The sequence below is a fragment of the Mycolicibacterium anyangense genome (genome assembly GCF_010731855.1).
GTDB classification, from domain to species: Bacteria; Actinomycetota; Actinomycetes; order Mycobacteriales; family Mycobacteriaceae; genus Mycobacterium; species Mycobacterium anyangense.
Window position 1 is genome coordinate 1,716,954 of the sequence record NZ_AP022620.1, and the last position, 20,967, is coordinate 1,737,920.

At 68.6% G+C, this 20,967-nt stretch carries 16 protein-coding genes; 4 read left to right on the forward strand and 12 right to left on the reverse strand.

Going from position 1 to position 20,967, the window contains the following annotated elements; translation table 11 throughout:
• Positions 1-22 precede the first annotated feature (22 nt).
• Together pheT and pheS are read right to left on the reverse strand one after the other, a co-directional pair.
• Positions 23-2,518 carry a phenylalanine--tRNA ligase subunit beta gene (gene pheT / locus G6N35_RS08135; protein ID WP_163803797.1) on the reverse strand — a complete coding sequence of 832 codons (2,496 nt, stop codon included), beginning with the start codon at positions 2,516-2,518 and terminating at the stop codon, positions 23-25.
• On the reverse strand, positions 2,518-3,564 hold the full coding sequence (gene pheS, locus G6N35_RS08140) for a phenylalanine--tRNA ligase subunit alpha (RefSeq protein WP_163803798.1): 1,047 nt from the start codon (positions 3,562-3,564) through the stop codon (positions 2,518-2,520). Before pheS ends, pheT begins: the two co-directional genes overlap by 1 nt.
• A gap of 146 nt (positions 3,565-3,710) precedes the next feature.
• Between pheS and G6N35_RS08145 the strand changes: the two genes are divergently transcribed.
• Positions 3,711-5,291 carry an FMN-binding glutamate synthase family protein gene (locus G6N35_RS08145; RefSeq protein WP_163803799.1) on the forward strand — a complete coding sequence of 527 codons (1,581 nt, stop codon included), beginning with the start codon at positions 3,711-3,713 and terminating at the stop codon, positions 5,289-5,291.
• Here G6N35_RS08145 and G6N35_RS08150 read toward each other — a convergent pair.
• Complete coding sequence (locus G6N35_RS08150; RefSeq protein WP_179967330.1) at positions 5,198-6,052, reverse strand: rhomboid-like protein; 855 nt, start codon at positions 6,050-6,052, stop codon at positions 5,198-5,200. The genes G6N35_RS08145 and G6N35_RS08150 overlap by 94 nt on opposite strands.
• A 9-nt stretch (positions 6,053-6,061) precedes the next feature.
• On the reverse strand, positions 6,062-6,961 hold the full coding sequence (locus G6N35_RS08155; protein WP_163803800.1) for an adenylate/guanylate cyclase domain-containing protein: 900 nt from the start codon (positions 6,959-6,961) through the stop codon (positions 6,062-6,064).
• A 134-nt stretch (positions 6,962-7,095) separates the two neighbouring features.
• Between G6N35_RS08155 and G6N35_RS08160 the strand changes: the two genes are divergently transcribed.
• From G6N35_RS08160 to G6N35_RS08170, 3 genes are read left to right on the forward strand one after another with little or no spacing between them, the layout of a single operon-like run.
• Complete coding sequence (locus tag G6N35_RS08160) at positions 7,096-8,124, forward strand: oxygenase MpaB family protein (protein ID WP_163803801.1); 1,029 nt, start codon at positions 7,096-7,098, stop codon at positions 8,122-8,124.
• A gap of 13 nt (positions 8,125-8,137) precedes the next feature.
• On the forward strand, positions 8,138-9,376 hold the full coding sequence (locus G6N35_RS08165) for an acyl-CoA dehydrogenase family protein (protein ID WP_163803802.1): 1,239 nt from the start codon (positions 8,138-8,140) through the stop codon (positions 9,374-9,376).
• A 26-nt stretch (positions 9,377-9,402) separates the two neighbouring features.
• The gene (locus tag G6N35_RS08170) at positions 9,403-12,003 is read left to right on the forward strand and encodes an alpha/beta hydrolase-fold protein (protein ID WP_163803803.1); all 2,601 of its coding nucleotides are present in this window, start codon (positions 9,403-9,405) and stop codon (positions 12,001-12,003) included.
• On the opposite strand, the gene G6N35_RS08175 is transcribed toward G6N35_RS08170, so the two are convergent.
• Genes G6N35_RS08175 through G6N35_RS08210 form a run of 8 tightly spaced genes read right to left on the reverse strand, consistent with a single transcriptional unit; the run spans position 12,000 to position 20,935 of the window.
• Entirely contained in the window at positions 12,000-12,998 is a 999-nt protein-coding gene (locus G6N35_RS08175; protein WP_163803804.1) for an FAD binding domain-containing protein, read from the reverse strand. The genes G6N35_RS08170 and G6N35_RS08175 overlap by 4 nt on opposite strands.
• Positions 12,995-13,555: a (2Fe-2S)-binding protein gene (locus G6N35_RS08180; protein ID WP_163803805.1), complete on the reverse strand. Its 561-nt coding sequence runs from the start codon at positions 13,553-13,555 to the stop codon at positions 12,995-12,997. Before G6N35_RS08180 ends, G6N35_RS08175 begins: the two co-directional genes overlap by 4 nt.
• Entirely contained in the window at positions 13,552-15,807 is a 2,256-nt protein-coding gene (locus G6N35_RS08185; protein WP_246224249.1) for a xanthine dehydrogenase family protein molybdopterin-binding subunit, read from the reverse strand. The genes G6N35_RS08180 and G6N35_RS08185 overlap by 4 nt, the downstream gene beginning before the upstream one ends.
• Entirely contained in the window at positions 15,804-16,892 is a 1,089-nt protein-coding gene (locus G6N35_RS08190; RefSeq protein WP_163803806.1) for an NADH:flavin oxidoreductase/NADH oxidase, read from the reverse strand. Before G6N35_RS08190 ends, G6N35_RS08185 begins: the two co-directional genes overlap by 4 nt.
• Entirely contained in the window at positions 16,889-17,896 is a 1,008-nt protein-coding gene (locus G6N35_RS08195) for an amidohydrolase family protein (protein WP_163803807.1), read from the reverse strand. The genes G6N35_RS08190 and G6N35_RS08195 overlap by 4 nt, the downstream gene beginning before the upstream one ends.
• On the reverse strand, positions 17,893-18,357 hold the full coding sequence (locus G6N35_RS08200; RefSeq protein ID WP_163803808.1) for a cupin domain-containing protein: 465 nt from the start codon (positions 18,355-18,357) through the stop codon (positions 17,893-17,895). Before G6N35_RS08200 ends, G6N35_RS08195 begins: the two co-directional genes overlap by 4 nt.
• A gap of 20 nt (positions 18,358-18,377) precedes the next feature.
• Entirely contained in the window at positions 18,378-19,568 is a 1,191-nt protein-coding gene (locus G6N35_RS08205) for an FAD binding domain-containing protein (protein WP_163803809.1), read from the reverse strand.
• Positions 19,565-20,935, reverse strand: coding sequence for an MFS transporter (locus tag G6N35_RS08210; RefSeq protein WP_163803810.1), 1,371 nt, complete (start codon positions 20,933-20,935; stop codon positions 19,565-19,567). The genes G6N35_RS08205 and G6N35_RS08210 overlap by 4 nt, the downstream gene beginning before the upstream one ends.
• Between the last annotated feature and the right edge of the window lie 32 nt (positions 20,936-20,967).

Sequence of the window (20,967 nt, forward strand, 5' to 3'; positions counted from 1 at the left end):
GTGGGTTTCGGCGAATCCCGGATCAGGCGCGCAGTTCGGCGCCGAGGCGCTGTGCAGCGGCCGCCACCGCGGCATCGCGGGCCGCACTGGCCTCATCCTCGGTCAGGGTGCGATCGGTGGCCCGGAACCGCAGCGCCAGGGTGAGCGACTTGCGGCCCTCCCCGATCTGCGGGCCGGTGTAGACGTCGAACAGCGCGACATCCTCCAGCAGCTCGCCGGCACCGGCACGGACCGCATCGATCACCGCCTGGGCGGCGACGTCGGCACCGACCACCAGGCTTACGTCCTGGAACACCGCCGGGAACGGCGACACCCGGGGCGCGGGCAGCGTCTCGGTGATCGGCACCAGGTCGAGGTTCAGCTCGACCGCACAGGTGCCCTTGGGCAACCCGGACCGCTCGACCACCGCGGGATGCAACTGACCGGCATACCCGACCACATGTCCGTCGACGAGCACCTCGGCACACCGCCCCGGATGCCACGGCAGCTGCTGGCCGGCCCGCAATGTCACCTCGACACCGCAGGCGCGGGCAATGATGCGGACCGCCTCGAAGGCGTCCGCGGCCTCCACCGGCCTGCCGGGGCCCCACGGGCCGCGCGGCTCGCGCAGACCGGTCAGCACCGCACCGACGTGCAGTGGCTGATGGGGCAACGAGGCGTTGAGTGCGGCGATCTCCTCGTCGGTGGGCCTGCGGTGAGTCGGGATCAGCTCGACGGCACCGGTGACCGGTGTCGGCTGGACGACCTGCGCGATACCGAACAGGGCCACGTCGGCGAAACCACGGGAAACGTTGCGCGACAACGCTTCCAGAAGTGCCGGCAGCAAGGTGGTGGCCAGGTGCGGGCGCTCGGCCTCCAGCGGGTTGAGCACCGAGGTGGTAGCCCGCCGAGGATCGTCGCCAGCCAGCCCCCACACATCGAAGATGCCGGCGGGCAGGAACGGCGTGGGCAGCACCTCGACGTAGCCCGACAGCGCCAGCGACTTGGCGACACCACGGCGGCGTTTCTGCGTTGCGGTCAGTCCCCGGCCGGCAGGCGCGGTGGGCAGCACCGACGGGATCTTGTCCAGGCCTTCCAGCCGCAGCACTTCCTCGACCAGGTCAGCGGACTGCACCAGGTCCGGTCGCCAGCTCGGCGGGGTGACCACGAGGATCGCCGGATCCGCGTCGTCCTCGGCGACGTCGGCACCGATCTGGGTCAGCCGATTCACCGCGGCACCGGGCTCGTACTCGACACCGGCCATCCGGTCGGGCAGGTCGAACCGCATCCGTACCGGCGCGGGCGACCAGTCCTGTCGCGGCGGATCCCCGCGCCAGTCGGTCAGCCGGGGTTGCACGGTGCCACCGGCGATGTCGGCCAGCAGGCCGGCGCAGCGGTCCACCGCCGCGACCGAAATCGCTGGGTCGACCGTCCGCTCGTAGCGCCGGCCGGCCTCGCTGACCAGGTGCAGCCGCCGGATGGTGCGCGACACCGCGGCCGGGTCCCAGACCGCCGCCTCCAGCAGCACGTCGGTGGAGTTGTCGTCGATCTCGGTGGTGCCCGCGCCCATCACGCCGCCGATGGCGGCAGTGGCCACATCGTCGACGATGAGGACGTCACCCGGGTCCAGCGTGCGGGTGACGTCGTCGAGGGTGACGACCGTCTCGCCCGGCTCGGCGAAACGCACCACGAACTCGCCGTGGATGCGGCTGCTGTCGTGGGCGTGCATCGGGTGGCCCAGCTCGAGCATCACGTAGTTGGTGACATCGACTGCCGGCGAGATCGGCCGGATGCCTGACAACATCAGCCGGCGCCGTAACCACCACGGCGACAACGCCTTCGGGTCAATTCCGGTGACCGGTCGCAACGCGAACCGGCTGACCCCGGTACCCGGGGCGATCGTCACCGGCAGGGCCGGCCCCTCGACGGGCAGCGGCGGCACATCGGCGGGGTCGACATAGTCCAGGCCGTACGCGCAGGCGATCTCGCGGGCAATACCGCGCACCGACATGCAGTAGCCGCGGTCCGGGGTGACGGCCAGGTCGAACACCACATCGTCGAGGCCCAGCACCGCGGCGCCGTCAGCGCCGGGTTCGGCCGTCCCGGGCGGGAACACCATGATGCCCGAATGATCGGCGCCCAGGCCGAGTTCGGCAGCCGAGCAGATCATGCCGTCCGACAACCTGCCGTAGGTCTTGCGGCTGGCGATGTGGAAATCACCGGGAAGCGTGGTGCCCGGCAGCGCCACCACCACGAGATCGCCTACGGCGAAGTTCGTTGCCCCGCAAACGATGTCGCGATCATCGGCCTCGCCGACATCCACCTTGCAGGCCCGGATGGGCTTCTTGAACTCGGTCAGTTCCTCGATCGCGGTGACGAGGCCCATCGTCAGCGGCCCGCTCACCGGCCCGAGGGTGATGATGTCCTCGACCTCGTGACCGACCCGGATCAACGCCTGCTCCAGGTCGTGGGGCTCGACATCCCAGCCCGGGGCGCCGCGCTGGACGATCTCACGCAACCAGCTGTAGGGAAGGCGCATCAGACACCGACTCCGAATGGCAGCGAGAACCGGACGTCACCCTCGACCATGTCGCGCATGTCGGGAATCCCGTTGCGGAACTGCAGAGTTCGTTCCAGCCCCATGCCGAACGCGAACCCGGAGTACTCCTGCGGGTCGATCCCGGCGGCGCGCAACACATTCGGGTTGACCATGCCGCAACCACCCCATTCGACCCAGCCCGGGCCGCCCTTCTTGTTGGGGAACCAGATGTCGACCTCGGCCGACGGCTCGGTGAACGGGAAGAAGTGCGGCCGCATCCGGGTGCGTGCGGTGGGCCCGAACTCCGAGCGCGCGAACGCATCCAGGGTGCCGCGCAGGTGGGCCATCGTCAGTCCGCGGTCCACCGCAAGCCCCTCCACCTGATGGAACACCGGGGTATGGGTGGAGTCGAGCTCATCGGTGCGGAACGTGCGCCCGATCGAGACGATGTAGACGGGGAGTTCCCGGTCGAGCAGGGTGCGCACCTGAACCGGCGAGGTGTGGGTGCGCAGTAGTTGGCGCGACCCTTCCGGCGCGATGTGGAAGGTGTCGGACTCGCTGCGGGCCGGATGGTCGGGCGGAAAGTTCAGCGCGTCGAAGTTGAACTGCTCGGTCTCGACCTCGGGACCCTCGGCCAGCTCCCAGCCCATGGCCACGAAGGTGTCGGCGATGTGCTCGGCGAGGATCGTGATGGGGTGGCGGGCGCCGATGGGCTGGCGGGTGGACGGCAGCGTGACGTCGATGGATTCGGCCACCAGGACCGCCGCGTCGCGCTCGGCGCGCAGCACCGCCAGGCGGTCGTCATAGCTGTTCTGGGCTTCGGTGCGCGCGACGTTGACGCGCTTGCCGGCCTCAGCGCGGTCCGTCTTGGGTAGCGTGGCCAGCGCCTGGCGGGCCAGGGCCAGCGGGGCGCGGTCGCCCAGGTGTTCGGTCTTGGCCTTCGCCAGCGCATCGAGATCGCCGGCCTGGCCGAACGCCTGGCGGGCCGCGCTGACGGCGTCGGTCAGCGAGTCCTGGGACAGCAGGTCGGCGGCTTGCTCACCCACGCGGCGAGACTCTCCTTGGCTAGCGGGCTTGGGCGCGGCACGGGTGTGACGCAAGTGCCGATCATAGGTGATGCCACAATGACGCTTCGCGGGCATTTCGCCCGGCCGGCCGGAGGCGGCCGGCTTGCACTGCCCGAGGAAGTCCGATGCTCAGAGCCCTCGCCGTCGCAGCAGTATGGGTAGCGGCTCTGGCCGCGGCGCTGCTCGCCCTGTCCGTCAGCCCGTGGTGGTGGATTCTCGCGGTACTCGTGGCGGCGCTGGGCGCACTGGGTACGTGGGACCTGGTGCAGACCAAGCACACGATCCTGCGGGCGTTCCCGATCCTGGGCCATGCCCGCTTCCTGGCCGAACTTCTGCGTCCCGAAATCCGGCAGTACTTCATCGAGTCCAACACCGAGGCCAGCCCGTTCGACCGGGAGACCCGCACCCTGGTCTACGAGCGGGCCAAGGGCATCAAGAGCGACGAACCGTTCGGCACCGAACGCAACGTGTACGGCCTTGGCTACGAGTTCCTGCGGCACTCCCTGCGCGCCCGGACCGCCACCGACCTGAACCCTCGGGTGCGCCTCGGTGGCCCGGACTGCGCCCACCCCTACGACATCGCGCTGTTCAACGTCTCGGCGATGAGTTTCGGCGCGCTGTCCGGCAACGCCATCGAAGCGCTCAACGGTGGTGCGGCCCGCGGCGGGTTCGCCCACGACACCGGTGAAGGCGCGATCAGTCCCTATCACCTCAAGCACGGCGGCGACCTGATCTGGGAGATCGGCTCCGGATACTTCGGCTGCCGGGACGCCGGCGGGCATTTCGACGCGGCGAAGTTCAAGGAGAAGGCGGTACTCCCGTCGGTCAAGGCCATCTCGATCAAGCTGTCCCAGGGCGCCAAACCCGGCCTCGGCGGTGTGCTGCCCGGCGCCAAGGTGAGCGCCGAGATCGCCGCCACGCGCGGTGTGCCGCCAGGTCAGACCGTGGTGTCGCCGCCGGCTCACACCGCGTTCCACAACCCCGTCGAGTTGATGCACTTCATCGCGACTTTGCGCAGCCTGTCCGGCGGCAAACCGGTCGGGTTCAAGCTGTGTGTGGGAGCGCGCACCGAGTTCCTGTCCATCTGCAAAGGCATGCTGAAGACCGGGATCACACCCGATTTCGTCATCGTCGACGGCGCCGAGGGCGGCACCGGCGCGGCCCCGCAGGAGTTCGAGGACCACGTCGGCATGCCGCTGACCGAGGGCCTGATGCTGGTGCACAACAGCCTGGTGGGCACCGGCCTGCGCCCGCACATCAAAGTCGGTGCGTCGGGCAAGGTGGCCAGCGGCGTCGACATCGTGACCCGCATCTGTCAGGGAGCTGACTTCACCCTGTCGGCGCGCGCCATGATGTTCGCCCTGGGCTGTATCCAGGCGATGAAGTGCAACACCAATCGCTGCCCCACCGGGGTGGCCACCCAGGATCAGGGACTGGCCCGCGCTCTCTACGTCCCGGACAAGATCGACCGCGTCGCCAATTTCCAGCAGGCCACGGTGGCCAGTGCGGCCCAGATCGTCGCGTCGATGGGACTCGACGGCTTCCACCAATTGGAACCCTCGATGCTCAACCGCCGTATCGAAGGTCAGCGCACCCGCACCTACGCCGAGATCTACGACTGGCTGATGCCCGGTGAACTGCTGGAGGACGCCCCCGAGGCATGGCTGTCGGACTGGATCGAGGCCAGCGCCGACGAATTCCGCTGAGCATTCCGCCGAGCACACAGCGCACGGTCGCCCCAATGCGCGGCGACACCACCGACCGTGCCGAGCAGGGCCATGACGACGACGGGCGCCGGCGTGTAGGCCAGGATCATGAAGCCGAACGAGACGGCGATCGCCAGCAGTCCGTAGCGGGCGGTGGTCCAGTGCGCGGGGTGACCGAACCGGGTGCCGACCACCATGCCCAGGACAAGGGCCACCGCATGCCCCACGTTGGTGAAGTCGCCACCGGAGGCGGCCGCCGAGCCGAAGGCCACCGCCAACCACCAGCCGGTCCAGGCAGCGCGCCAACGCCGCGGGATCGCGGCGGTCAGCGCGCCGAGAACCCCGATGGCTCCGTAGCTCATCCCGACATCGGTGACGTTGACGACCGACATCGACAGCACACCCACGCCGACGGCGGCGGCCAGGCCCGCGGCGACCAGCAACGTGGCGCCGACATGGCCGACCACGAACGCGACCACCAGGCGCCAGCTGCGCAGCAGGAGTTCGGCCACCGCGAGCAGGGCGACCAGCCCGGGTAGCCAGACGTAGATCGGCTCGGCCTCGTTGACGAAGGCGCTGCCGATCAGCGTGCCGATACGGCCCTCACCCAGGTTGTGCAGATTGGTACTGGCGTGCCGGATGACCTGGTCGCGGACATGCGGGCCCAACGCCAGCAGAGCGGCGGCCACGGCAACCAGGGCGGCGGTGTAGCCCAGCGTCACCCGGACGCGCACCAGCCGGGCCAATACGGAACGAAACATCGACATCCACTATGCCTGCGCGTCGAGATCCTCGGCGTCGTCCTCGACTGGGAGATCCCTGCGGGTCCGCACCCGGTACATCGCCAGATCGGGCGGCACCCCGTGCGGACGTCCGCCGAAAACCTGCCGCCGGACCCGCTTGACGGTGGCACCCAGAGCATCGAGATCGTCCTGGCTCACCCGCTCGAGGGTCTTCTCGGACACGATCAGCCCGCCCCGGGTAGCCCGTTCCATCACCCGCGCGGCGATGTTGACGTCGACACCGAGCCAATCCGACCCGATCCGCTGGGGACGGCCGGTGTGGATTCCGGCCCGCATCCGTGGCGTATAGCCGTCCACCTCGACCGTTCGGACCGCCTCGCGGGCCGCTACCGTCGCCCGAACGGCGGTCGCGGGGTCCCGGAACACGGCCATCATGCCGTCACCCATCCGCTTGACGATGTGGCCGCCGGCGTCGAGCAGGGGTGGTTCGGCCGCCTGGGCGACCCGGCGCAGCAGCCGCAGGGTGGCGTCGTCGCCGGCCTGCAGGGACCAGCTGGAAAAGCCCACGAGATCGGTGAAGACCAACGTCACCTCGGGGTTGGCGGGCCGTCCCGAGACTCGTTCGGTCAGCGCCTGCCAGACCTGGAGCGTGGCCAAACTCACCTCCCGGGTGGCCGCATCGCGGTCACGCAGCAGGCGGTCGGCCGCCCGCGCGGCGGCCCGGGCACCGCCGTCACCCGCCGCCGAGAGCGGATCACCGAAGTCCGGGTCGCCGGGCAATACCCGGCGTGCGCGACGGATCAGGCCGACGACATCAGGATTGTGGTTGGTGTGGTGCAGCCACGCGGCCGGCCCTCGTCCCTGCCGCGCAGGTTGCTCGACGTCACCGGCGGGAACCGATTGACCATCGGACGGCTCGACGTCCACACGACCAAGGGTAGGGACGCATGTCGGTGCGGCCAACCAGGTGTGAGCGGGCCAACGTATCGCTTCGCCAAACGACTGGTCACAGCTTCGTCGCCGCTCTCGACAACGTATGTTGTCAGCCTTATCGTCAGACGATGAGGTCGACGAAGACCCAGAAACCCGCCGAGCCGACCCCGCTGGGACCGGACTCGCTGACGTGGAAGTACTTCGGCGATCTGCGCACCGGGATGCTCGGGGTGTGGATCGGATCGCTGCAGAACATGTATCCCCCGCTCGGCGCCGGAGTCGAGGAGCACTCGATCCTGTTACGTGAGCCGCTGCAGCGGGTGGCGCGGTCGGTGTACCCGATCATGGGCGTGGTCTACGACGGCCAGCGGGCCCGCCAGACCGGCGAGCAGATCAAGGGCTTTCACACCTCCATCAAGGGCGTGGATCATGCGGGCCGGCGCTACCACGCCTTGGATCCGGACACCTTCTACTGGGCGCACGCCACCTTCTTCATGCTGATCCTCAAGGTGGCCGAATACTTCTGCGGCGGCCTCACCGAGGCGGAGAAGCGCCAGCTGTTCGACGAGCACGTGCAGTGGTACGAGATGTACGGCATGAGCATGCGGCCGGTCCCCAAGACGTGGGAAGACTTCTGCGAGTACTGGGACCGGGTGTGCCGCGAGGAGTTGGAGATCAACCGGGCCGCACTGGACATCTTCGACATCCGCATCCCCAAGCCGAAATTCGTGCTGATGCCCACCCCGATCTGGGACCAGATGTTCAAGCCGATGGTCGCCGGGCAGCGCTGGATCGCCGCGGGCCTTTTCGACCCCGCGGTGCGGGAGAAGGCCGGGATGCGCTGGACCCCGGCCGACGAAATCCTGTTGCGGCTGCTGGGCAAGGCAGTCCAGGTGGCATTCTGGGGAGTGCCCGACGAGATCCGTCTGCATCCGCGGGCACTGTCGGCCTATCGCCGAGCCGCCGGCAAGGTGCCCGCCGACGCGCCACTGGTGGAGGCGCCCGGTTTCATGGCACCCCCGAGAGATCGCCGCGGCATGCCCATGCACTATGTCCCCAGACACAAGAGCCTCGTCGCGCGCGCCGGGTCCTTGGTCCACACGACGTTCTCACTTGCCGGACTGCGGCCCGCCCGAGGACGTACCGCCGCCGCGTGAACCGGAGCCAACCGTGATCGAATGGTCCGACGTCGACCTTGCCGTGCGTGATGCCGTCCGTGACTTCGTCGACAAGGAGATTCGCCCGCACATCGACGCGCTCGAGAGCGGCGACATGGAGCCCTACCCCCTCATCCGGAAGTTGTTCAGCACGTTCGGCATCGACGAGATGGCCCGCGAGTCGCTGACCAAACGACTGGACAAACTGCGCGCCGGTGACGACTCGAGATCCGGCAGCGGCGGCGGCATGTTCGGCGGCGGACAGGGTGGCATGGGCTTCGTGGTGATCAGCGAACTCTGCCGGGTGTCGACGGGCATGGTGACGGGCATGGGCGTCAGCCTCGGGCTGACCGTGCCGACCATCCAGAACCGCGGCACCCTGGCCCAGCAGGAACGCTGGCTGCCCGGCCTGGTGACCTACGAGAAGGTCGGGGCGTGGGCGATCACCGAGCCGGATTCGGGCTCAGACGCGTTCGGTGGGATGAATTCCTATGTCGTGCGCGACGGCGATGAGTACATCCTCAACGGGCAGAAGACGTTCATCACCAACGGACCCGACGCCGACGTCGTGGTGGTGTACGCCAAGCTCGACGAGGGCGACCCGTCGGTGGACAAGCGCGACCGCAAGGTGCTGACCTTCGTGCTGGACAAGGGCATGGAGGGCTTCGTCCAGTCAAAGCCGTTCCGCAAGATGGGCATTCACAGCTCGCGCACCGGTGAGCTGTTCTTCAACAACGTTCGCCTGGGCCGGGACCGGCTGCTCGGCGAGACCGAGAACAATGCCGCCGGCGACGGCCGCGACAGCGCCCGGTCGAGCTTTTCCGCCGAACGTATCGGCGTGGCGGCGATGTCGCTCGGGGTGATCGAGGAATGTCTGCGGTTGTGCGTGGACTACGCCAGGACACGGACCTTGTGGGGCAAGGAGATCGGGCAGTTCCAATTGATCCAGCTCAAGCTGGCCAATATGGAGGTGGCCCGAATGAACGTACGCAACATGCTGTTCCGTGTCATCGAGTGCGGCCAGACCGGCACACCGATCTCGCTGGCCGAGGCCTCGGCCATGAAGTACTACTGCTCACAGGCCGCCACCGACGTGGCGATGGACGCCATCCAGCTGTTCGGCGGCAACGGCTATATGACCGAGTACCGGGTCGAGCAACTCGCCCGCGACGCGAAGTCGTTGATGATCTACGCCGGCAGCAACGAGGTGCAGATCACCCATGTGGCCAAGGGGCTGCTGAGCGCAAACTAGTACCGGCAGACTGGGGGAAGCCGACGATGACCCGGGTGCGCGTCCTGCTGGCGATCGTGGTCGCCGTCCTGGTGGCCGGCTGCGGTGGATCAGCTACCCGGCAGCAGCAGCAAGAGGCCTCGGCGAACGAGACGCTCGTACACCAGGAGACGGTGAGCGGCGACCTCCCCGCCGACGCGGCGGGCGTCCGGCGAATCACCTACCTGTCCCGCTCCGGTATCGACGACTCCACCACGCACGTCACCGGGTCGGTCTACCTGCCCCGCACCCCGGCCCCGCCGGGCGGCTACCACGTGGTCGCCTATGGGCCTGCCACAGCGGGATCGGGGCCGGGATGCGCACGGCCGCAACCGGATACGATCGAGCGACTGCTCAAGGCCGGTTACGTGGTCACGGTGCCCGACTATCAGGGGTTGGGTGATCCGGCTGCCGGCACCCGGCTCTACCACCCTGCGCTGGACTCCACCACCGCCGGCTATAACCTGATCGACGCCATGCGGGCCGCCAAGGATCTGGTGCCCGAGACCTCACCGGTCTGGGTGGCCATCGGCGACGTCCAGGGCGGCCAGGCCGCCTGGGCGCTCAACGAGTTGGCCGACAATTACGGGTTCCAGAGTCTGCGCGGCACCGTCAGCCTGTCGCCGCTCGCCGACCTCTCCGGACTCGCGGACGCGGCCGCCGACGGCACGCTGACTCCCGAACAGCAGCGGCTCTACATCTCCTACCTTGCGGCGCTGGCCGCTGAATACCAGGGCGAGTTCCACCTCGACGACTACCGGCGCGGAGCGGTCACCCAGCATTGGGATCTGCTCCTGGGCTGCCAGCCGGGCGACGACGCGGCGCGCACCGCGGTCCTTGCCCAGATCACCCCGGAAGACCTGCGCCCGTCGACCCCGGAGGCGCTGGCCACCCTGCGCAATTATCTGCGCAAGACGTCACTGCCACAGGGGCCGGCCCAGCAGCCCATGCTGGTGAGCTACGGCGAGCAGGACCCGCTGACCCCCGCGGCGTGGACCGAGCGGGCCGTGTCCCGAGCCTGCGGGCTGGGTGATCGGATCACCGTGCGCCCGCAGCCCTCCCCCGCGCTGGATCCCGAGGTCCTGGACTGGATCGCCGCCCGGCTGGCCGAACGCCAGGTGCCCGATGACTGCGCCGCATTCCTTGCCGCCCATCCACTTCCGCCTGCGGAGACGGTCACCGTCCCGCAGCCGAGCGCCCCGGCAGCCGCTCCGCCGACCGGCGCACCGAGCGATGTCGGGCCCGCCGCAGCGTCGGGCGGAGTATCACTGATCGACGGGTGGCTGCCGGTGGCGCTGCAGGCCCTGACGGCCGCCGCGCTGATCGCCGCGACCGGATGGCGGTCCCGGCGATGGCGGCTGCGCTGGCTTCCCGTCGGTGCCGCCGTGGGTGTGGCCCTGATCGGGGCGGTGTGGTGGTTCGTCGACAGCCAGGGCCTGGGATCGGTGTACCCGTGGGGTATGTGGGTGTGGATCGGGCTGACCGGGCTGGCGGCCGCGGTGCTGGTGCTCGGCTGGCCGGGATCTCCCTGGTGGCGCCGAGCCCTCGCCGTGGCGTCGGTTCCACTGTGCGCGATCTCGGCAGCCGCGGTGCTCAACGCGTCGCTGGGCTATCTGCCGACGGTCCAGACCGCCTGGCAGCGCGCCACTGGTCAGCTTCCGCCGCAATGGATCGACCAGACGAAACTCGTTGCCATGCAGCGTCAGGGTGTGCGGCCGACCCGCGGGACGGTGGTGTCCATCAGCACGCCCGACGACGTCTCCGGGTTCGCCCACCGCAACGAGTTGGTGTATCTGCCGCCGGCCTGGTTCAGGTCGAACCCGCCGCCCGAGCTGCCGGTGGTGATGATGCTCGGTGCCGAGCTCAGCTCCCCTTCCGACTGGCTGCAATCAGGGCACGCGCTGAGCATTCTGGACGACTTCGCTCTGCAGCACCGCGGAGTCACCCCGGTAGTGGTGTTCCCCGACACCAGCGGGTCGTTCACCAACGACACCGAATGCGTGAACGGACCGCGCGGCAACGCCGCCGACCACCTGATCAAAGAGTTTGTGCCCTTTGTCATCTCGAACTTCGGTGTCAGTGCGCAGCCAGCGAACTGGGGGGTGGCCGGCTGGTCCTCGGGCGGCACCTGTGCACTGACGCTGTCGGTCAGCCATCCCGACATGTTCAGTACGTTCGTCGACCTCGACGGCCAGCTCGGACCGAACGCCGGCAAGCGGCAGCAGACTATCGCCCGGCTGTTCGGCGGTGACGAGCAGGCTTGGGCGGCTTTCGATCCCAGGACGGTGGTCCGGGGTCGCGGCTACTACTACGACATGGCGGCCTGGATCGGGGTGTCAGACGATGTGCCGACCGTGCACCGCCCGGCCGGCAGCGGATCGCGCGATATCGACCATCCGGATTGGGACAACTACTCCGAGGACCACCGCAAGACCGCGAACCAGCTGTGCGAGCTTCTCAGTGCGCACGGTATCGAGTGTTCGGTCGTGGGCTATCGCGGCGGCCACGATTTTCCCTCCGCCGCCAACGGATTCAGGGATGCTCTGCCGTGGCTGGCCGGCCGGATCGGTACACCGGGGGTGCCGTCGACACCGTTGCCGGGAGCCTAGCCGGATCCGGCGCCGGCGGTGATCGCCCGGGTCAGCGCCCGGACGATCGCCTGGCGGCCCAGGGGAACCTTGAAGGCGTTCTGCGCCAGCGGCTGCGCGTCCGCCATTGCCAGCCGCGCCGCCGCCTCGAAGGTGGCGGCGTCCGGCGGGCGTCCGATCATCGACTCCTCGGCGGCCGGCACCCGCCAGGGGGTGGCGGCGACTCCGCCCAGCGCGATGGCGGCCGAGGCGATCACTCCGTCGGCCAGGTCGATGCCCACCGCTGCCGACACCAACGCGAAGGCGTAGCTGTGCCGGTCACGCAGTTTCAGATACCACGACCGGTCGGCATAGGGCGACGCGGGCAACTCCACGGAGAGAATCAATTCTGCTGGTAGCAAGCAGTTCTCGAGGTCCGGGGTGTCGCCGGGCAGGGTGTAGAACTCGGCGAATGGTATCGCGCGCGGACCGCCGGGACCTTCGACGTGCACGACCGCGTCGAGGATCGCCAGTGCGACCGCCATGTCCGAGGGGTTGATCGCCACGCAGCTCTGGCTGGCCCCGAAAATGGCGTGCTCCCGGTGAAATCCCGCGAGTGCGGCGCACCCCGATCCCGGTCGTCGCTTGTTGCACTGCCCGAATTCGGGCTGCATGAAGTAGGGACACCGGGTGCGCTGCAGTAGGTTGCCGCCAACGGTGGCCATATTGCGCAACTGGGTGGTGGCGCCGCTGAGGATCGACTGCGAGAGCACCGGATACTGTGAACGGATCAGCGGATGATTGGCCAGTGCACTGTTGGTGACGCCCGAGCCGATGCGCACCCCGCCGGACGCGGTAGCCGCCACCGACGTGAGTCCGAGACGGCGGATGTCGATCAGCCGATCGGGGTGCAGTACATCGTTTTTCATCAGATCGACCAGGTTCGTCCCCCCGGCCAGGTACACACCACCGGACTCGCTGACTTCGGCGATGGCGTCAGCCACCGATGCGGCCCGGCGAAATGCGAACGGCTTCACGATGAGGACTCCGGCGTCGAGGCCTCGTGCGCCGCCGCGATCGCGTCGGCGATATGCGAGTACGCACCGCACCGGCAGATGTTGCCCGCCATCCGCTCCCGGATTTCGGGCATGGTCAGCGCAGCGCTGCCCTGCAGGGCAGCGCTGCGGTCACCCTCGAACGAGGCAGCGCTGAGGTCGCCGCGGGCATGCTCGTGCAGCATCGCGGTGGCCGAACAGATCTGCCCGGGCGTGCAGTATCCGCACTGGAACGCGTCGTGGTCGAGAAATGCGGCTTGCACCACGCTCAGGTCGTCACCGTCGGCAAGACCTTCGACGGTGGTGACCGAGGATCCGTCGGCCGAAACCGCCAACGCCAGGCAGCTGAGGATCCGTTCGCCGTCCATCACCACCGTGCAGGCACCACACAAGCCATGGTCGCAGCCCTTCTTGGTGCCGGTCAGCCCGAGCCGCTCACGCAGCAGATCGAGCACCGTGGTGCGGACGTCAACCGTCAATCGGTGCTCAATGCCGTTGATGGTCAGCGAAATGCCTTGCTGCGGTCTAACTTCCGTCACAGTTCCACCATCAGATTCTCGATCGTCATCGGCAGATCACGGATCCGGCGACCGGTGGCATGGAAGACGGCATTGGCAACCGCGGCCGCCACCCCGCAGGCACCGATCTCGCCGATGCCGCGCACCCCGATCGGGTCCAGCGCGAAGTCGGGTTCGTCGACGAAGGTGATGTCGAAGTCCGGCCGGTCGGCATGGGTGGGCACGTAGTACTCACCGATCAGTTGCGCGGTACGCGGGTCGTAGGCCACCTGTTCGAGCAGAGCCATGCCCACGCCGAACGTGATGCCACCCATCACCTGATTACGCGCCAGGACCGGGTTGAGCACCCGTCCGCAGTCCATCACCGCTACCCAGCGAGTCACCGTGGCGCGGCCGATCTGCTCGTCGACCTCGACTTCGCAAAAATGGGCGCCGAATGACTGCGACACCGTGCCGGCCTGATCGCCACCATCGACCGACACCGTGAAACTCAGCTGATCGAGATACCCACGGCCCCCCTGTGCGATCAGATCGGTGACGGCCATCCGATGCCTACCGGCCACCACCTCGCCTGTCACTACGGTGATCTCGTCGCGCGGGTGGCCGCAGAACGGCGTCGAGGGATCGGCGCTGACGAGGCCGACCAGCCGGGCCGTCCACTGCGATGCCGCCGCGAACACCGCCGAGCCGACCGTCGCGGTGGTCTGCGAGGCGCCACTGTACGGGGCATCGGGGAACAGCGAGTCTCCGGAGCCGAACTCCACCTGCGCCAGCGGTAGTCCGGTGGCGTGTGCGGCGACCTGTGACATGACGGTCCGCACTCCGGTACCGATCTCGTGGGTGGCCGATGCGAACCGCACCACTCCGTCGGGCGACGTGGTGACGCGGCACGATGCCGGCATTCGCCGACCAGGGTAGGTCGCCGTCGCCATGCCCCAGCCGATCTGGAGCCCGTCCGCCGTCAGCGACCGGGGCTGCTTGGGCCGCTTGTCCCAGCCGAACCGTTCCCGGCCGATCGCGTAGCAGTCCAGCAGGTGGTTTCCCGACCAGTCCTTTCCACTGGCCTGGTCGGTCGTCGCGTGGTTGCGGATCCGCAGCTCCAGCGGATCGATGCCCAGTTCCCAGGCCAGCTCGTCCATCGCCGACTCCAGGGCGAACAATCCCGGCGCCTCGCCGGGGCCACGCATGAAACATGGTGTGGGTGCGTTGATCCGGGCCACCCGGTGCGAGACGACCAGCCGCGGCGACCGGTAGAGGAACCGGCTGGACAACCCGGCCGGCTCGCAGAAGTGCGCCACTGTCGACGTCTCGGTGAGGGTGTGGTGTTCGATGCTCAGCAACTCTCCGTTGCCCTCGGCGACCAGGCTCAGGTCCTGATAGGTGCGGGGCCGGTGCCCGGTGGAGGAGAACATCTGATTGCGGGTCAGCACAAGCTTCACCGGTCGGCCGACCTCCCTGGAGGCTACCGCACACAGCACCACGTGCATCCAGAGAAAGCTCTTGGAGCCGAAGGCGCCGCCAACCAGTGGAGCGACCACCCGGACGTGTGACTCCGGCAGCCCCAGGTAGGCCGCCAGCGCGGTCCGCTCGCCGGTGATCCAGCGGGTGGTGTCGTGCACGGTGAGCAAGTCGCCGGCCCACTCCGCGATGCAGGCCGACAGCTCGATCGGGTAGTGCGCGTTGAGCGGTGTCGCGTAGCGCCGGGCGATCCGGACCGCTCCGGCCGGCTCGTCGTCGGGGCCGCGACGGTCCTGCAGTTTCTCCTCGACCAGTTTGACGAAGTGATCAGGATGGTAACTGCCGTAACGGATTTCGCCGTGCTTCTCGTCCGGCGGCTGGGCAGCGCCGAGCACGTCCTCGGCGCCTCCGGTGGCCGGCTGGACGGCATAGCGCAGATCGAACAGCGATGCCGCGTAGGTGGCCTCTTCTGGCGTCTGGGCAACCACCACCGCCATGTGCTGACCGACATGCTGGACGGTGAGATCCGACAGCGGGGGCCGCCGCTCCAGCGGGAGATCGAACGTCAGGTCACGCGGAAGGCGTTGCAACACCGGGCAATTCAACGGCGTCAGCACATACAGCACCCCGGGTGCCGCTGCAGCCCTGGCGGCACTGTCCCGCACTGACTCCGCAGTTACCACGCCGTGGGCCACGTCGGACTGGACCACCACGGCATACGTCAGGCCCTCGACCGCGGTGTCGGCCGTGTAGCGGGCCCGGCCGGTGACCTTGTCCGCACCCTCGACGCGGGTGATGGGCAGTCCGATCGTCATGCGAATGCCCTGGTGTACTGCGGCGGGAACGGCAGGGGCACGCCCAGTGCGGCGGCCGCGCGGCGCACCCACATCGGATCCCGCAGCAACGCGCGGGCCAGGAAGACGGCGTCGGCCTGCCCGGCGTCGACGATGGCCGCCGCCTGCTCGGGCTCGGTGATGAGTCCGACTGCGGTGACCGGGACGTCGGCCTTGCGGCGCAGCGCCTGCGCAAACGGCACCTGGTAATCCGGTCCGACCGGGATCGTCGCGTCCGGCACCAGTCCCCCGGTCGAGACGTCGACCAGATCGACCCCGAGATCCTTGAGCCGGCCGGCGAGCACGATCGACTCCTCGAGCGTCCAGCCGGGCCGCGGATCGTCGGTGTCCCTGGCCAGCCAGTCGGTGGCCGACACCCGGAAGAACAGCGGTAGCTCCGCGGGCCACTGGTCACGCACGGCGGTCACCACCTCGAGCGCGAACCGCATGCGGTTCTCCAGGCTGCCGCCGTACCGGTCGGTGCGGACATTGGATGCCGGCGACAGGAACTGGTGGATCAGATAGCCGTGCGCGCCGTGCAGTTCGAGCACCCGGAATCCGGCGTGTGCCGCCCGACGAGCTGCAGCGGCGAACGAGTCGACGATCGAACTGATCTGTGCGGTATCGAGTTCCAGTGGCGCGGGCAACCGCCCGAAGGGTACCGGACTGGGGCCGACGGTCGGCCAGCGCTGCGGTTCCCGGGTGTCGTCGGGCCACGGGCGCCCGGTCGAGGCCTTGCGTCCGCCATGGACCAGCTGGATGCCGGGCACCGTGCCCTGCGCGGACAGGAATTCGGTGATCCGGCGGAAACGCTGCGCCTGCACGTCGTTCCACAAACCGAGGTCGTAGATACTGCTTCGGCCAGCCGGGTCGACGGCGGTGGCTTCGGTCATGACCAGTGCGGCACCACCGACGGCGCGGGCGCCGAGGTGCTGGACATGCCAGTCGGTCGGTGACCCCATCTCCGGCCCGTCTGCAACCGCCGAGAACTGCATCATGGGCGACATCCAAAGCCGATGCGCGAACGTCACCTCGCGCAGCGTGATCGGCGTGAAGAGGGCGGTCATGATGCCGCCGAGGCAGCGGGGCGGCGGGCCCGCATGGCGAGGTAGGTCTGCGCGGCGCGGTGCAGCGCGTCGGCGCCCGGTCCATGCTCGACGGCGAAGCGGGCCGGGTCGGACTCGGCCATGTCGAAGGGATAGTCGCTGCCGCAGAGGATCTTGTCGGCACCGGCGAGCTGGGTCAGCAGGGCCAACTGGGCCTGGCCGTGTGTCACGGTGTCGAAGTAGACATCGCGGAACGCCTCGTCTGGTCGTCGGGGCGCGCGGGAGCTGACGTCGGCGCGTGCCGACCAGGCATGGCTCCAACGGCCCACCAGGCCGGGCGCACAGCCCCCGCCATGCACGAAACAGATCCGCAGGCCGGGCAATTCGTCGACGAGACCGCTCAACAGCAGGGTGGCGATGGCGGTCGCCGATTCCACCGGGTTGCCGATCAGGTTGGCCAGGTAGTAGTTCGACCACTCGGGCCGCGCCAGCTGCATGGGATGCACCAGCACCGCAAGACCGAGCCGGGCGGCCTCGGCCAGGACATGCCGCAACGGGTCGCTGTCCAGCGAGCCATTGCCCACCAGGGGCGGAATGGCGACGCCGCCGATCCCCTCGATCGCGGCCATCGTTTCGAGCTGACGGGTGGCCTCGCCGGCGTCGCCGAGGGTCACCATGCCAAGCCCGACAAGCCGGCCGCCGGAGTTGGCGACGACCTCGCCCAGCGCGGCGTTGAACGCCTCGGCGTAGTGGGCCGCCGCCGGGCCGGGAACGAGCGGGAACGCGAAAGGCGGCGCCGAGAGCACCCGCACGCCGATCCCGGCGCGGTCCATGTCGAGAACCGCGGCGGCGGGATCGCTCATGGCGTCCGTGGCGATCGACAGCGGGAGCTCACCCAAATAGAGCTCGCCGCCCCGGTCGTGCATCGGACCGTAGGGGGCACCGGGCGGCAGATCGAAGAGCTCCCGCGGCAGCCAGTGCGCGTGGACATCGACCACGCCGTCGGCGATCGGGGTGGTGATCACCGCGCCCCCGGGTGGCCGGCGGCAACGGCGTCCACATCCAGGGGCGCGTTGGCACTGTCGAGATGTTCCACGGTGGTGAACACCAGATCATCGTCGCCGATGTTCTCGATGTCGTGCAAAAGGAACTCGCCGGGACCGAAGTGGAAGTGCCGGGTCTCGCCCGCCTGATAGGACACCTCACGGACCGTGCCGTCATGGGTGTGCTGCCGGCTTCGACCCGCGTTGACGGCGGTCCAGAAGTAGTCCAGCACATGGCGGTGCGCATGCCAGCGCTCGCCGGGAGCCAGCCGGATCTCCCAGACCCGAACCCGGTCGTTCTGACTGAGCAGCCGGGACCCGACGTGACCGTCGTGGGCATGCTCGTCGAATTCCAGCCGCAGCCACTGGGGCCAGGTGTCGAAGTCGGTGGCGACCAGTTCGCCCGCCAATGGCAGATCTGCCAGAAAATTGTTGTCAGCCATCGTGTTTCCTTTCGGTGTGGTTAGCGGCCGGGTCCGTAGAGTCCGAACCGAAGGTCCGGGTCCCCGGGAACCCAGGTGTTGTGGAACTGCGAGCGCTCCCCCATGTCCACGACGCGCCGCAGCAGCGAGTCACTGAGCTGCAGTTGCGCGGGTTCCCATGTGGTCAGTGCCGAGGGGATGTCGCCCGCGGCGTCATCCAGGGCGGCCGCCAGGGCCCAGGCGTCCGCTGCGGCTTTGGCGGTACCGGCGGCCGCATGCGGCCGCGACGCGCACGCCGCGTCACCGATGAGTGCGACACGGCCCTGTGCCATCCGCCGCGACCGGACGTCGGAGAGCACCTGAAGATACGGGGTCTCGGTGGCGACGACCACCTCGGCCACCGCTGGAGCGAACAACTCGGTTGCCGCAGAGCGCATCTCGCAGACGTAGCGGTCCTGAACCTGCCCGGGATGTACGGATACCGCGCCGTGGAATCCGCGCTTGTCGATCAGCATCTCGGTGAGGTCGGGGCCCGCCTCGACGTTGCGGTACCAGACGTAGTTCATCAGTCGGTGCCCGACGTCGAGTCCGTCTTCACCAGGGATGGGGTACATGGTGATGTGGGAGTTCGGCACCACGCCGTAGGTGATCGCGTCGTCGAGGGTCTCGCGGGCGTACGCGCTCAGGGTCGACCACGGTACGGTGCCGCGCCAGCCGATGTAACCCGAGTACTTCAGTGTGGCTTCGGGGTCGAACCGTTCGCGGGCCGTCGAGGTGATTCCGTCGGCGAACACCACCAGATCGGCGGTGGCGGTGGCGCCGCTGACGAATCTGACGGTCGCCCGCTCGCCATCCTGGCCGAATCCGCTGGCATATTCACCGTAGTGGTAGTGCTCGGTGCCGAAATCGGCGAGCAATGCCCGATAGAACGTTCCCCAGGAGGTGTAGGTCCACGCCGCCCGCTCCCGGTGGGCGATGCCGCCGTCGCGTTGCAGGTACTGGATGTAGGAGGTGGCGGTGTGCAGATCGGCCAGGTTCTGGGTGCTGCGTTCAGTGAACCACCGCACGGTGTCGGGTTGCAGCACGATCCCGCTGCCGCGGCCATCCAGTGCGGTGGGGGTGCGCTCGTAGACGTCGACGGTGAAGCCCAAGTCCCGCAAGAGCAGTGCGGTGGTGAGACCTCCGATGGAGCCGCCGACGACAACGGCTGAGGCATTCGAGTAGCCGGTCATGGCTGGCTCTCCTCCACCCGGATGGTCAAGGCGTCGGCAGGCAAGGGCGCGCCCCGGGTCTCGGTCGCGAAGGCCAGCCCGACCACGGCGATCAGGCCGAGGACGGCGACGCCGGCCGTAGCCTGACCGAGGTTGCCGTCGAACCAGGTGATCGCGATGACACCGGCCGCCAGCGGGCCCAGCGCGGTGACATAGCGGCCGACGCTGTTGCAGACGGCCAGTGCGGTCGCCCGTACGCTCGGCGGGAACAACTCGGGCGCATAGATGAAGGTGCCGGACAGCGCGCCGAAGAGTCCGAACCCGAGAATCGGCATGGCGAGCAGGAATTCGTCGTAGCTCCGCTCGAACGGGAACGTCCAGGCGATCGCGGCCGCCGACACGGTGAAGCTCATCAGGAAGGTCGTTCTGCGCCCGATCAGATCCGCGATGAACCCCCAGGACGCGTACCCGATGATTCCGCCGGCGTTGAACAGCATGGCGGCCAGGGCAACCCGATGGTCGGCCACCGGGCCGGGCTGACCGCTCGCCGCGGTGATCTGCCTGATGATCTGCGGGTACCAGGTCGAGACGCTCCAGAAGGTGATAAGGGCACCGGTGGCCAGTGCTGTGCAGACCAGCATCGGGCGCAGCAGCGGCGGACTGAACAGCCGCCACAGCACGAAGCGGTCCTCGGATGTCATGGTCCCCTGGGCTTTACGCTGACGACGAGAATGGAGGTGCGCGGTGATCTCCGGGGGCTCTGGCACGAACCGCCGGATGAACCACACCACCAGGGCGGGCAGCCCGGCCAGCATCATCATCACGCGCCAGCCCTGACCGCCCAGGATCGCGTAGGCACCGGCGGCGGCGAAGAAGCCCGCGGCGTAGCCGGCCATCATCACCCCACCGGCCCGCGCCCGGAACCGGTTGCGCCACGTCTCGGCGATCAGCGCCGCACCCACCGGCGCTTCGACACCCGAGCCCAAGCCGGCGATGAAGCGCAATATCCCCAGCTGCCACCAGTTGTCGACGAATGCCGCGGCCGCGCTGAACACGGCGTAGGTCAGAATGCCCACCGACAACACCCTGGTACGACCGAAGTAGTCGGCCAGAATGCCGAACAGGATTCCGCCGGTGGCCCATCCAGCCAGGAACAGCGCCATGGTCAGGCCGCCGTACAGTCCGATAGCGGCCCGGTCGGCCGCAATACCACTGTTGGGCAGCAACTCGGTCATGGCAGGCCCGAGGACCAGAACGTAGAGACTGCCCGCAAAGCCGTCCAAGCCCCACCCCAGCGTGGTGCCGGCCAGCACCAGCCACTGGGTCCGGCTGATCTCACCTCGCCAGCCCGCCCGGGTTCCAGACTGCGCGGTTGTGCCGATCGTCATCGAATTTCCCTCGCTACGTTGGTGATTGGTGC